The following is a 13,696-nucleotide window of genomic DNA, read 5'->3' on the forward strand; positions in this document are numbered from 1 at the left end:
GAATGCGTAAAATAGACGATTTTAGCCTATCTTACGCATATTGTGTCTGACGTTGAATTAGCCGATAAAATAGATGAGACTATAAAAAAAGACTAAGGTTAACCCAACAGTTAATAGCATATTTTTCAGTAACGCCGCGGCAACGACGCAAAATAAAGCTCCCCATAAATAGGGGTTATCAGGGAAATCCCGCAACGCATGATTATCTAACAGGATCACCGGAGCACAAATTGCGGTTAATAAGCAAGGTGCTGAATAACCGAGAGCCTGTTTAATAAACAGTGGCAACCTAACAGGAAGCTGTGGGATCAGAAAAACGTAGCGTAAAGAGAAAACAATAACCGTCAGTGTCAGGATCAATACCCAAATCATTTTTCTTCCTTAAGTAATCGAGAAACCATAACTGAAACACACATCCCCCCAACACCCGCGATGACAATCGCACTACTTATTGAATATAGTGAGAGGGTAACGGCCACAACTAGTGAAAATATCACGCCACAAATTGTGCTTATTTTCTTTGTCAGTGGAACAACAATCGCTAATAGTGTCGCAACCACAGAAAAGTCTAAATGTAAGCGGCTTAGGTCAGTAATGAAATTGGCCATCATAATGCCAAGAAGGCTGGTGATTAACCAAACAATATAAAAACTGAATCCAGCACCAAATAAATAAGGAAAACTGAGTGGCTGCCGTTTAGCAGCACTAATAGCAAATAGTTCGTCTGTTAATAAAAAGCCAATGCTTAAACGTTGAGTGGCAGTAAAATCCTTAACATGAGGCCGCATTGTTAGGCCGTATAGCAAATGCTGTGAAGTAATAAAGAAGACAGATATAATAATAGTGATATAACCCGCCCCAGAATTAAGTAAACCTAAAGTAACAAGTTGTGCTGCGCCAGCAAATATCATCGCTGACATAGAAATACTTTGCCAAAATGAAAGTCCGGCTTCAACAGCCATTGAACCTGCTAAAACACCCCATGGGATCACTGCTAAATTCAATGGAGTCATGTGCAGAGCCCCATGAGTAAAAGCACGTTGCCATTGGCTACGTTGTTGTGAATACATTGATTTAATACCTTTTTTGCTTCGTTATTTTTATCATACTGTCGAGTTGAGATGGCTGATAGAATAAAATTGCTCTTGATATGAGTGTATTATCACCAATGCCATGGCATAAAAGTAAATAACTAGCCTTTAATTTACACAATGTGGACAATTTGCACGCAATATCCCCAGCTATCTTTTAAGCAATAATAAAAGCGGTTATTCAGCCGATAACGGAAATAAGGGCTAGCATAAATGAATGCCGCCACTGGTAATATGCCGCGTATATTGGCTAGGTGTGACCCCAATGGATTTCTTAAAATGCCGTGTGAAATGGCTCTGATCAGAAAAACCACACTGGTTTGAAACATCAGTAGGTTTCTCCCCTTGTAATAGCAATTTTTTAGCTTTGTATAATCTTGCTTGGATTAAAAATGTATGGGGGGTTGTGCCTGTATGTAATTTAAACTGACGTAGAAAATGCCACTGACTTACCCCAGCAATTGCTGCTAACTCACTTAGGGAATGATCCTGCTCTGCGGTGCTCATGATTAGGTCACAAATATCCTGCATACGTTGTTTTGCAGGGGGAATATCATTGGGTTGTACTCGGCTTTTGTTGTATTTCAAAATAAGCCAGCTCATTGATGAGAGTAATAAGGTCTCTTTGAATAAGGTGTTATTGGGTTGTAATAATAAATTAAATAGTAAATTTAACTGAGCTGCTAAACCGGGATCTTGGATCACTGCGTTAGGGAACCAAGGGATCACTCCGTAGTTATCCGTTTTTAAATCTAAGGTTAAGCGTTGAAACATTTCAGGGGTAGGATAAATAGCTTTATAGGCCCAGCCGCCAGCTACAGCAGAAGAGCCTGTATGGATTTCATCCGCATTCACCACAATAATGTCGCCTTTAGGTGCATAATGGTTTTCACCAGTACGAAAAAATTGCTGAGCACCATCTTCAATCACACCAATACAAAAGCCTTCATGGCTATGGCGGGAAAATTTTTGTTGATGGTACTGGGCTTCTATCATTTCTAAGCCACCCAGTTCTCGCAAATGAAAATAATTGGCACTTTCCATCCCAATACCTACTCTTTACCCATGATAAAAACGGAATATAAACACACAGTTATATTGCATTAAACATATGCTATTTATACCCTTAATCTTAATTATTTTCACTATCACTACCCAATGACCTATTTTGGGTTATTATTTCAATTATTTTTAATATTACGGAATAAAAACCCAAGATAAATGTTAGTGTCAATACGATTCTATTTTTAGTTTATTTCGTGAATTATTGGTTCATTAAATTCAATATTTTTAGATTATTCAATCTAGTTTTTGGTCTATACATGGCATATTTGACCATATTTTTATTTGCGCATAGTGATATCTTTTATAGTAAGATAACCCCGTGTATCATAGTCAATATTAACTGAATATGTTTATTTTTTGTTATAACTTTTATTAAGTTAGCGGGTTCCTTATGCTTGAAAATCTTGGTATCACAAATTTATGGACGTATTTAATCGGTGTAATTTTTATTACATTGGTGCCAGGCCCAAATTCTTTGTTTGTGTTAACGAGTAGTGCAAAGTATGGCATTAAAAATGGTTATAAAGCCGCGCTAGGCGTATTTACGGGTGACGCGATACTGATTTTTTTATCGTTTTTAGGGGTTGCTTCACTGGTTAAAACATCACCTATCTTTTTTAGTGTAATTAAGTATGTTGGCGCTACCTATTTAGTTTATTTAGGAATAAAAACGCTGTATAGCGTCTTTCATAAAAAAGAGCCGGTTGGGGATGTGGATGCAATAGTATTAGCAGCGAAAGGAACATACCAAAAAGCGGTGTTTTTAAGTTTGCTTAATCCTAAAATGATCATTTTTTATGTGTCATTTTTTATTCAGTTTATTGATCCTGCTTATCCTAATGCAGGCATACCGTTTTTTATTTTAGGCAGCATTCTTGAAGCATGCAGTATGATTTATCTATCAATGCTGATTTTTGGTGCTGTTGCTGTTACTAACATGGTAAAACATAACAAAAAAATGTCTAAATTATCTAATAGCTGCATTGGTGCTATCTTCTTAATGTTTGGGGCTAAATTAGCGTTAGCCGCCTAGTTTTTAGGGGTATATGATGATGCCGGCCATGAGCCGGCTTTTTTATCACTGTAATCTCGAAACAATTCTCAAGTCTCTAATACAACCCGTCGTCCAAAATTGTGCTCTGAATTTCAGTATCATGTGATTTGGAGTGGAATTATTGCGGTACAAATGTGTTCAGAAATAGTCTGGCTAATGGAACGGTGAAAGAGCACGTTTGGCTTCCAACATAGATAAACGACATAATAAAATTAAAATTATTCTGTGAGAAAAGGATGTATACCTGATGAAGCATTTAGTCAAAATTGCCAGCCGTTATGCAAAGCCATCTATTATCAATGATTATATTGAATGTGGTTATGTTGCTGCCGCGCTAGAAGCGGAAGATGGTGAAATTTATACAGGTATTAGCATTGATACGGCGTGCTCTCTGGGTTTTTGTGCAGAGCATGGCGCTGTTGCTGAATTACTCAAAGCAGGAAAGTCGGTCATTAAGTCGATGGTTGCCGTTGATTCCGCTGGAAATGTTGTACCGCCTTGTGGGCGTTGTCGAGAATTAGTTAGTCAATTATCCAATAAAAATAAGCAGACGCTCGTTGGGGTCGATAATGAAACTCAAGTCACCTTAGAGCAATTGATGCCTTATGATTGGAAAGCCACACAAAATAGAGAACAATAGAATGATGACGCAAGAGGATAAACATTTCACGGCAACGACATTGCTGCGTAATCAAAAAGGGGAGTTTTTATTACATAAGCATCGCAAATTAGGGTGTTGGCTCCCACCGGGAGGGCATTTAGAAGATAATGAAGAGCCTCAAGATGCGGTAATGCGTGAAGTACGGGAAGAAACAGGGTTAGATTGCCGCGTGATTGATTGCGCCTATCCAACAGCAACCAAGGTAACGGGTTGTGAAAAAGTCACTGCTTTGCCCATGCCTTTAGCCATCTTAAAAGAGTTTATAACTGATAAAGAAAAAGGGGATCATTGGCATATTGATATGGTGTATTTATGTGAGCTTGTATCGCCAGATAAAACGCCTGATCCTGCATTTTGTTGGGTGCCTTTTGAAGAGCTAGCCAATCTCAATATCCCACATGATCTACTGCAATTGGCAAGCATGGTAAATGAAACTAACTTGTTGAAATAAAATTTATTTTATATTTAAAAACAACAATGAAACACCGAGCGCCATTAATAACAGACCAATTATTTTATCCACCACGAATTGGTAATTGAGAACTTGGTTGCGTATGACGGGCGCTGCGAAGAATAACGCGATCAAACTGAACCATAGCCAATGAACAAAAGAGATAAAAAACCCATAACTCAAATTAAGCATTAATGAGTGAGAATTTTGGAGCACTTGCGTATATACAGAAACGACAAATAGCATGGTTTTAGGATTTAATGCATTAGTTAAAAAGCCCATTTTAAAGGCGGAAAATCCTGTAGGTTTAGGTATTTCACCGGTTTCTGTATTGATTTTTTGTTTATTGGTAAATGAGTTAAATCCAATATAAATTAAATATCCCACACCAAATAATTTCACAATAGTAAAAAGCGTCGGTGAGTTCATGATAAGCAGTGTTACACCGAATACAGTATAAAAAACATGAACCTGCACCCCAAAGGCTATACCTAATGCTGCAAGCAACCCAATTTTTGTGCCATAGGCATAACTACTACGTGTCACCATGGCAAAGTCGGGACCTGGACTAATTACCGCTAAAATAGTCATGGCTGCCATAGCAATAAGTTCATTCATGTTAACTGTCCTTAATAGGTAATAAAAACTGATATTAAAAATTGCTGATATAAATCATCTTGTTTATTAATTAACTGTATTATCAATAGATTGTATTTAGTTAAAAAGCGATTTATGCTGACGTAAATCTGTCAGTTTTTGTTACCTATATGATGAAATTACCACCATTATCCTCATTACGTTTCTTTGATGCCGCCGCGCGTCATGGCAGCTTTGTTAAAGCGGCGGATGAACTCCATGTCACGCATAGTGCTATCAGTCGCCAAATACGTTTGCTTGAAGAACAGATTGGTATTGAATTATTTGAGCGGCGTAACCGAGCGGTTTTTTTAACGTTGGCAGGCAAAAAGCTATATCAAACAACGAGTGAAATCTTTGCTCAATTGGATAAGACATTAGCAGAGCTTGGCAGTGTCGTTGATAGTAATGTGGTGAGTATTTCTTGTGAACCCACTATTGCTATGAAATGGCTTATTCCTCGATTAACGCAATTTTATCAGCAATTTCCTCATATTACGGTGCATTTGATTGCGGCAGGAGGGCCTATTGATTTCACTAAAGCAGGTGTTGATCTTGCTTTTAGGCGTAATGATTTTAAGTGGAATAGCCATATTTATGCTGAAGAAGTGTGTCGTGAAAGGATGGGGTTAGTGCAGCGGCCCGATTTACATTGGCACGATGGCTCCAGCGACATTGCGTTACTGTATCCAGCCTCTCGTCCCTCTGTTTGGGAGCAATGGCAACAGCAGATGGGCAATAGTCAGCAAGGTAATCGACAGGTTTCATATGAACATTTTTACCTTTGCATTCAGGCGGCCATTTCTGGTCAAGGGGTTGCGATTGCTTCATTTTTAATGGTTGAAGATGAGTTGCAATCAGGTCAATTAACCGCGCCTTATGGTTTTATCGAAGATGGTTCAGCTTATTATTTGTTGTCGCCCAAACCACCTGTTGTCGGAAGTGCTTTGCACCTATTTATTGAGTGGCTAAAAGATTGCCTTCAAGAAAGCTATACACTAACCCAAAAGGAGTAGCACAGATTTTACTTTACACTCGAATTGTTTATTCTTTCAGCAAAACCATGTGATAAATAAAGATTTTGTCACATAACTATTTTATAGCGTGTTATATTTCCAGACTTGGGTTTGTCGGTTTATTAAGTGGAGTGAGTAATGAGTAAATTACGGGTAGGTGTCATTTTTGGTGGTAAATCAACAGAGCATGAAGTGTCATTGCAGTCAGCGAAGAACATCATTAATGGTCTTGATCGCGATAGATTTGATGTATGCTTAATCGGCATTAACAAACAGGGGCATTGGCATGAATATGATGAAGCTGATTTTTTAATCCATGCAAATGATCCCGCTCGTATTGCACTAAGTACGCCAAAACGCAGTATCGCTATTATCCCTGGTAAAACAACCCAGCAATTTATTTCCCTTGAAGATGCTCAGCCACTCCCTCAAATTGATGTTATTTTCCCCATTGTGCACGGTAATTTGGGTGAAGACGGCTCTTTGCAAGGGTTATTGCGTATGGCTAATTTACCTTTTGTTGGCCCAGGTGTTTTAGGCTCTTCAGCCTGTATGGATAAAGATATCACTAAGCGATTACTACGCGATGCGGGGCTACATGTTGCACCTTTTATTACGCTGACAGCGTCGGATCGCACTGAAGCCAACTATGAAGCGGTTGTTAAACAATTAGGCCTCCCATTATTTATTAAACCGGCTAACCAAGGCTCTTCTGTTGGGATCAGTAAAGTGACTAATGAGTCTGAGTTTAAGGCAGCATTGGATTTCGCTTTCTTGTTCGATATGAAAGTCTTGATCGAAAGTGCAGTGAAAGGCCGTGAGATAGAATGTGCGGTATTAGGGAACGAACAGCCATTGGCAAGTCCATGTGGCGAAATTGTTCTACATGATAGCTTCTACGCTTATCACACCAAATATATCGATGAAAATGGTGCGTCTGTGGTAGCACCAGCGGATTTAGATGTTGAAGTGAGTGATAAAATACGGGAAATTGCATTACAGGCTTATCGTGCACTCAATTGCAGTGGTATGTCTCGCGTTGATGTTTTCTTGACCGAAGATAATCACGTTATTATCAATGAAATTAATACACTACCAGGGTTTACGAATATCAGTATGTACCCTAAATTGTGGCAACAGGGCGGGATGACATATCAAGCGTTGATCAGCCGCCTTATTGAACTAGGCATTGAAAAATATCAACAAACCATCGCTTTAAAAACAGCGTGTGATGTTAATTAATTGACTAATATCGCGGTATTTTATTAGCGTGCGATGTCACGCTAATAAAACATCGGTTAGTTTATGCCTTAATCTCGGTGATGCTGCGCAACATTTTTTTGCAGTTGCGTTAAGAATAACTGGGTTTCTTTTGGCGTCGTTAATCGAATAAAACGTATATGTTGATACTGTTTATCCGCCATACTGGCTATCCTAGGCCATTTACTTTTGTGATAGGTCGTTATCATCCATATTAGGATGGAATCACGACTAAAAAAGACATTTTTCCACGACTCATAATTCCCTGTATCCGGCCAAAGCTCTTGTTTGCTTCTGATCCGTGAGAACACTCGACGCACCGATTGATAAAGCGTCCGTAAGAATGAGTAATCAAGCCAAATCACCAGCTCAACCTCTTTCCATTTAATGGGTTGTGTCCGGGTATAGTTACCATCAAGTACCCAGCCGTTTGGTGCATTTTGCAGGGCTTGCGATAATTTCTTATACAATTGCTCATCGGTTGCGGGTTGCCAATTTTTTTGCCAATGAAGAGCATCCATTTCTATATATGGAACAGCGTAAAGTGACGCTAATTGCCGGGCAAAGGTGCTTTTACCACTGCCACTACAGCCAATAACATTAATTTTCATGAGTTAAATCATTTTATGGTAGATATGCCGTTCAGGTTTACTGAAGGGTAAAGTTGCACAAAAGCGTTCTGGAAAACGAAGCTTATCAGTGAATTATTCTATTTGATCAAACAAAAAATGCTCAATGTCTTGATGTCACTATTCAGGCAAAACATAAGCAGTACCAACTTATGGTTCAAGAAAAGCGGCATTGGTTTTAACGTAAGAGACTCACAAGGTGCATGGTGATAACGACACCCACACCTTGTTTATTGCGATAAGAGATCAAACTATGCGTGATGTTACTAGTACTTTTGCTGCCGTAGGGGCTAATTGCCAGACTAATAAATTACTTGCACCAGACATAGTTAATATAACGGAATAAAGGTTCAAATCCGAACTTTTTGTATAGGTCGAAACCGGCTTCTGAGGCATCAAGGAAGCAGTGTTCAACACCTTGTTGATGACAAAATGCTAATGCATAAGCGATTAATTGTGTCGCGTAGCCTTTCCCTTGGTGTGCTGGCTCCGTACCAATATCATCAAAACGTGCAAGGCTACCTTCAATAGTGACGGTCATCGATGTTGCTGGCTCTCCAGCGACTAAGAGGACAAGATGAAATTGTGGCGCACCTTGCAATAAAGCATCTTCATGATAGCGGACATATTCATTGACAACCTTATCGTGTTCATCCGAAATATAAAACGCAGATACTAAAGGCTTAGCCCACAATGAAAGGTCATGGTTCGCAAACACAATATCCACTTGATTTTCAGGCAGTTCTACAGGGAGTTGTTTATCAAGTGATAATGCCATTGCTGTTGTGACGCTGTCACGTTTGTAGCCTAAGGCGAGTGCCTCATTGACAATATCTTGCTGCATTTCTTCGGGAACAACCAGTGTATGATTTTTCTTTTGTGCAACAAAAAGGTGATGAGCCTGCTTAAATGCTTGAATCGATGATTCTGGTTGAAGATAAATAAAGTTAAATACAGGCGAGTTTAGAGGAGTAAGGTAACATATAGTATGTTGTTCGATCTGGATACTGTGCTCACAAATCGATGTCCAAAATGTTTTTTCGATGGACTGATAATGCCTTAAGTAGTAGAGCGGAATATTCATGTTTCAGTTACCTGACGCAAAGCGTGTTAATCGATAGGGGCTAAGTGCTGTCTGCTCTATGCCATGTATTATTTCATCTTGTGCCAAATGGCAAATTAATGGTGCAAGTGTGATAGCAGCGTGCATACTAATAATATATAAACCACTGAAATCAGCAACTTTACCGATAATTGGCATCTCATCCTGTGGCATAGGTCGCATTCCTATGAAAGCATTTTCTAAGCGTAATCTATTTGTACCTATAAATGAATTTTGAATAACGGATAGCGCATTTTGTGCGATATTCACTGCACTATGCTCGGGGCGCTCATCGATGTAACCCTCGGCACAACATAATTAGATTGAAATCATCGGATAGAATGATTTTGTATAAGCACCTTAATAGAGATTAAGGTGCATGTTTAATTATTGGGTTAGTCAGGGCGTTTTAAGGTGAAAATCTTATTTAATTGTCAGCTTTAGACTCTCACCAATTTAGAGACAAACGCAATAATGACTAATAATGCGGCGATCGTGAGTAGAGCGGTCGCTAATGTAAACTGAAAGGCAACAAAACCAATGGCGGCGGGTCCTGCGAGGATACCAAGGTAACCCAGCGTCGAAACCGCTGGGACAGCTAACGCTTCAGGCATCGTATTTTGCTTACCTATCGATGAAAACATCACAGGTACAATATTAGAACAGCCAGCACCAACCAGCGCATAACCTATAATTGCGATGGATAAGTAAGGTGATAATACCGCGATCATAAAGCCTATACAGGCTAAAAGAGCGCCCCAGAACACCACCCGCGCAGAGCCGACACGCATTACTATTTTATCTCCAGTTAAACGGCCAATTGTCATTGTTGTGGCGAAGGCTGCAAAGCCCAATCCACCAAGGGATTCTTCTAGACCGTGGTGCTCGATTAAAAATACGGCACTCCAATCTAGTACCGTACCTTCCGCGAGGAAAATAGCAAAGCAAATAATACCAATGACTAGAACAATACCTTTGGGTATCGCGATAAGAGGGCCAGTTGGTGCATTGGCATAACTTAAAAAACCTTTGAAGCTGATAGACAACAACAGTAATGAAACCAATGAAATAATAATTGCAGCAGCAATTGGTGGTGTACCCATTAATAAAATGGCACTCATAGCACCAGCCCCTACAATTCCACCTACACTATAGTAACCATGAAAACCCGATATGATGGGCTTCTCAGAAGCTTTGTCTACAATCACTGCTTGTATGTTCATGGCACAATCTGTTAGCCCAATACCGACACCAAAAAGCAATAAGCCAACAATCAATATACCGATATGTGATATTGCAGGGAGTAAAGGGAGTAGCAAGCAAAAGGCGATGGTCGAGGCCACCATCAGTTTACGACAGCCAAATTTTGCAGCAATAGCCCCGGTTAAAGGCATCGCAATCAGCGCACCGACGCCAAAGCAGAGAAGTAATAATCCAAGTGTGGCGTCATTTGCGCCCGTATTGGCTTTGACAAAAGGGACAATTGCTGCCCATGAAGCGGTCGCAAAACCTGCAATAAAAAAGATAATCCGTGTTGCCACTTGCTCTTTTTTGGCTGGTGGCGTAGTCGGTGTTGTTTCTAATAATTCAGGAGATAGAGTCATTTTATCAATATATTTAGTTTAGTTATTAAATTATCTATGATGAAGAGTATCTAAACGTGGATCATCTAATATCGGGTGGCGTATTTCCCTTTTCTGTCCATTTCTTCTTATCAGTGCGATGGCCCATTTGTCAGTCTATATAATAATAAAGGTTAAAGGATCAATATGATAGGGTTCTCATGCGAAACCAAAAAAATATTATCTATACTTAGCTATATTGATTTTGAAAAATAGCACGGTATCTCGAATGAGATAGAGATAATCAGTATGGCATTGTGGTTATATGTATTAAATTTATGACTTAGGGAAGTATATTAGGTATTAATAGCGCCTAGTTAAACAAGATTAATCAATTAATGTGTTCGATTACTGTTAGATACAATACAAGTTGATCATTCAGCGTTAAGGCGTGTTTTTAGAAAAAATAGGACACGACCACTTGCAGCCGTGCCACGAAAATTGTTTCACAATAGAATATCAGAATGCAAAAGTCCCAAGTGCTGACAACAGAATTTAGTCAACAAAATAAAATAATAATATATGATAACGAGTATGCAATATTCAGCATACCTTTATACATTAGCGTTTTCTCAGCATAATGAAATATTAAATTTCATTATGCTTTTACCTAATTTTATTTAGTTGAACTTTATTCAGAAGACAGCATTTTTAGTCCATGTTTAGCGCACTCTGATGTCTATAATCATGTCGTTATATTTTATGATTATAAATACGGTAAAAAATGAAAATAGGCTCTGTTATTTTATTATTAGTGGCTTTTACACTCACGGCTCACGCAGAAAAGGGTCCTGAGTTACAAAAAATTCAGGATAAACAAGGGAAAGAGATACATTACTACATAATAAAGCAAAGCGATAAAACAGCAAAAAATGTATTAGTGTTGATCCAAGGCTCTGATTGCAAAAGTGTTATTAATAACACTAAGATGATAAAAAATTTTGGCGCGGCATTTCCTAATAATGATATTTTACTGGTTGAAAAAACGGGATTAGATAGCCAAGTTGGAAAAAATGAGGATGAAGCATTAGTCGAAAATTGTCCTGTTGATTATATGAAAAATGATTCTCCATTAGAAAGAGCAGAGAATTATTTATTTTTAATTGGGCATTTAAAAAACCATTATCAACATATTATTTTGCTTGGAGGAAGTGAAGGGGCGGTAGTGACAAATTTAATTGTTTCTAACACGGATATGATCCAAGCCTCCATCTCATTGAATGGTGGCGGTCAGTTTTTTATTAACGATGTTATTTATAATATTGAAAAAACATTGCCTAATGAAGAAGTCGCGCAATCTATTGAAGGTTTTAAACAATTCGCTAAATCTGTAATACAAAATAAATTAGATGATAACCAATTTCCGAGTGAACATGGGGAAAAGTGGTGGCGTGAAATGCTAACAGTGAATAACCAAAAACTGCTTCAATCGATAAAAACACCTCACTTAGTGATTCAAACAATGGATGATATCAATGTAGATCCCCATAGTGTTGTGCGAATGATGGGGAAAATTAATAATCCACAGGTATCGTTTAAAACATATCAGGGGTTAGATCACTTTTTCCTCGATCAAGAAGGAAAGTCACAAACAGAATTGATTGTGAAAGATATTAACGAGTGGTATCAAACCATAAACTAACTACTGTTTTAACGCCTCCTCCAAAAAACCTTCCGGGGAGGAGGTTCATTATCAATACGCTAATCAAGATAGTCTGTTAGGCGCTTGCAAAATAAACACCGCCAATCTAATACAGTTTTCACTATTTTTATTTTTTAGTGGCATTGAAACCATGGCAGTTGCTCTTTTCACAGATAAAAACATAGAAACCTTGTTTTAAATAATGATTAAAAATGGTTTATGTGGGAATGAGTAGCCATCAATCCACTATTCAACAATAAAGCTGTGGTAACGAAAAAGGGGGGTAAACCCTAATTTTTTGTAGATAGATAACCCATCGCTTGATGCCTCAAGAAAACAACGTTCGACCCCATTTTGCGTGCAGGTTTTTAAAGCATGTTTAATCAATAAGGTTGCCAACCCTTGACGCTGATATTGTGTATCTGTACCGATATCGTCTAGGCGAGCCATGCTACCGTTTAAGGTTAGAGTTAACGCACTGACAGGGGTATTGCCATGAAATAATACATAGTGTAGAAGTTGCCCCTTTCGCTGTAAGGCTCTTTGGTGATAACGGATATATTCGTTGATGACTGTTGGATCATCCTCACTGTCAGGGGCTGCAAACGCAGTAATTAATGGCTGTGCCCATTCAGTCAGCTGTTCATTACTTAAGGTAATCCTATAGCCTTCAGGCAGTAAACAGTCAGTATGATCCACCATCTTTGATGAGGTTAGTACCATTGCCGTTGTTTCTCCATCACTTTCATACTGGTTCTTAGTCATAATTGGCGCGAGCTGTGGCAACACTTTTTCATGTACGACAAGGACATAAGGTTTTTTTTGTTCAAAAAACAGTGCATTGCCTGCTTTAAAATCAGCGATTGATGCGCCGGAGTGTAAGTAGATAAAACTAAAGGCGGGAATAGGAAGTTCAGAGAAATATGCGATAGCTGTATCACTGATGCTTACGGTATTTTTGCAAATTCCTGACCAGAAATGACGCTCTTGTTGATAAAAACACAGCTCATTATTTTTCATTCAATTATCTCATTTATCAGTCTTATTATCCTAAAAGCCAGTCTACAAGAAGCGGATTTTCCTTAATAGCGTGCCTCACCAATAGCGCATTTTTAGACCTATAATTTTGCTATTCTGTACAGTGGAACTGAAAAATACTATACTCCCCCTATGTATATGATGGATGACTAACGATGCCACATTCACCAAAAGAAAAAAAAGCGGTTCTGACTCGGGTCAGGAAATTAAAAGGACAACTGCTGGCACTGGAATCGGCTCTAGAAGATGAAGTGGAGTGCAGTGCTGTGTTGCAGCAAATTGCGGCAATTAGAGGAGCGGTCAATGGGTTGATGGCGGGGGTTTTAGAGAGCCATCTACGAGAAGGATTACAGGAGTCTGCAACTACGCAGAGCCAAAAAGAGTCAGTTGATGACGCTATTTCTCTTATTCGAACATACCTGCGTTAAA

At 38.8% G+C, this 13,696-nt stretch carries 16 protein-coding genes; 7 read left to right on the plus strand and 9 right to left on the minus strand.

What is annotated here, in order from left to right:
* Positions 1 to 57 precede the first annotated feature (57 nt).
* The 3 genes from PR709_RS12505 to PR709_RS12515 form a co-directional block, all read right to left on the minus strand.
* A complete protein-coding gene (locus PR709_RS12505; protein WP_004919731.1) occupies positions 58 to 372 on the minus strand; it encodes an AzlD domain-containing protein in 315 nt (104 codons plus the stop codon).
* A complete protein-coding gene (locus PR709_RS12510) occupies positions 369 to 1,070 on the minus strand; it encodes an AzlC family ABC transporter permease (RefSeq protein WP_004919733.1) in 702 nt (233 codons plus the stop codon). The genes PR709_RS12505 and PR709_RS12510 overlap by 4 nt, the downstream gene beginning before the upstream one ends.
* 225 nt (positions 1,071 to 1,295) lie before the next feature.
* Entirely contained in the window at positions 1,296 to 2,135 is an 840-nt protein-coding gene (locus tag PR709_RS12515) for an AraC family transcriptional regulator (RefSeq protein WP_272570912.1), read from the minus strand.
* A 412-nt stretch (positions 2,136 to 2,547) separates the two neighbouring features.
* Between PR709_RS12515 and leuE the strand changes: the two genes are divergently transcribed.
* From leuE to PR709_RS12530, 3 genes are all read left to right on the plus strand, one after another.
* Complete coding sequence (gene leuE / locus PR709_RS12520) at positions 2,548 to 3,189, plus strand: leucine efflux protein LeuE (RefSeq protein WP_004919739.1); 642 nt, start codon at positions 2,548 to 2,550, stop codon at positions 3,187 to 3,189.
* 268 nt (positions 3,190 to 3,457) lie between these two features.
* Entirely contained in the window at positions 3,458 to 3,850 is a 393-nt protein-coding gene (locus tag PR709_RS12525; protein ID WP_014658342.1) for a cytidine deaminase family protein, read from the plus strand.
* Position 3,851: 1 nt separating this feature from the next.
* Positions 3,852 to 4,322: an NUDIX hydrolase gene (locus PR709_RS12530; protein ID WP_148493747.1), complete on the plus strand. Its 471-nt coding sequence runs from the start codon at positions 3,852 to 3,854 to the stop codon at positions 4,320 to 4,322.
* Positions 4,323 to 4,325: 3 nt separating this feature from the next.
* On the opposite strand, the gene PR709_RS12535 is transcribed toward PR709_RS12530, so the two are convergent.
* Positions 4,326 to 4,940: a LysE family translocator gene (locus PR709_RS12535; protein WP_272570913.1), complete on the minus strand. Its 615-nt coding sequence runs from the start codon at positions 4,938 to 4,940 to the stop codon at positions 4,326 to 4,328.
* Positions 4,941 to 5,089: 149 nt separating this feature from the next.
* Here PR709_RS12535 and PR709_RS12540 point away from each other — a divergent pair, with 149 nt between their 5' ends.
* Together PR709_RS12540 and ddlA are read left to right on the plus strand one after the other, a co-directional pair.
* A complete protein-coding gene (locus PR709_RS12540; RefSeq protein WP_004919746.1) occupies positions 5,090 to 5,974 on the plus strand; it encodes a LysR substrate-binding domain-containing protein in 885 nt (294 codons plus the stop codon).
* 138 nt (positions 5,975 to 6,112) lie between these two features.
* A complete protein-coding gene (gene ddlA / locus PR709_RS12545; protein WP_004919748.1) occupies positions 6,113 to 7,216 on the plus strand; it encodes a D-alanine--D-alanine ligase in 1,104 nt (367 codons plus the stop codon).
* A 68-nt stretch (positions 7,217 to 7,284) separates the two neighbouring features.
* Here the strand turns inward: ddlA and PR709_RS12550 are convergent, their stop codons facing one another.
* The 4 genes from PR709_RS12550 to PR709_RS12565 form a co-directional block, all read right to left on the minus strand.
* Complete coding sequence (locus PR709_RS12550; RefSeq protein WP_004919752.1) at positions 7,285 to 7,845, minus strand: hypothetical protein; 561 nt, start codon at positions 7,843 to 7,845, stop codon at positions 7,285 to 7,287.
* 328 nt (positions 7,846 to 8,173) lie between these two features.
* Positions 8,174 to 8,947 (minus strand): GNAT family N-acetyltransferase, encoded by a 774-nt coding sequence (locus tag PR709_RS12555; RefSeq protein WP_004919757.1) that lies wholly within the window; start codon positions 8,945 to 8,947, stop codon positions 8,174 to 8,176.
* Positions 8,948 to 8,950: 3 nt separating this feature from the next.
* Positions 8,951 to 9,139: an FAD-binding oxidoreductase gene (locus PR709_RS12560; protein ID WP_042116586.1), complete on the minus strand. Its 189-nt coding sequence runs from the start codon at positions 9,137 to 9,139 to the stop codon at positions 8,951 to 8,953.
* 266 nt (positions 9,140 to 9,405) lie between these two features.
* Entirely contained in the window at positions 9,406 to 10,569 is a 1,164-nt protein-coding gene (locus tag PR709_RS12565; protein WP_004919762.1) for an MFS transporter, read from the minus strand.
* Positions 10,570 to 11,311: 742 nt separating this feature from the next.
* Between PR709_RS12565 and PR709_RS12570 the strand changes: the two genes are divergently transcribed.
* Positions 11,312 to 12,229 (plus strand): acyl-CoA thioester hydrolase/BAAT C-terminal domain-containing protein, encoded by a 918-nt coding sequence (locus tag PR709_RS12570; protein ID WP_004919764.1) that lies wholly within the window; start codon positions 11,312 to 11,314, stop codon positions 12,227 to 12,229.
* A 246-nt stretch (positions 12,230 to 12,475) separates the two neighbouring features.
* On the opposite strand, the gene PR709_RS12575 is transcribed toward PR709_RS12570, so the two are convergent.
* The gene (locus PR709_RS12575; RefSeq protein ID WP_004919771.1) at positions 12,476 to 13,249 is read right to left on the minus strand and encodes a GNAT family N-acetyltransferase; all 774 of its coding nucleotides are present in this window, start codon (positions 13,247 to 13,249) and stop codon (positions 12,476 to 12,478) included.
* A 173-nt stretch (positions 13,250 to 13,422) separates the two neighbouring features.
* On the opposite strand from PR709_RS12575, the gene frmR reads away from it, so the two are divergent.
* Entirely contained in the window at positions 13,423 to 13,695 is a 273-nt protein-coding gene (gene frmR, locus PR709_RS12580; RefSeq protein WP_004919776.1) for a formaldehyde-responsive transcriptional repressor FrmR, read from the plus strand.
* Position 13,696: the final 1 nt, after the last annotated feature.

This window comes from Providencia sp. PROV267, from assembly GCF_028477825.1.
Lineage (GTDB): Bacteria > Pseudomonadota > Gammaproteobacteria > Enterobacterales > Enterobacteriaceae > Providencia > Providencia stuartii.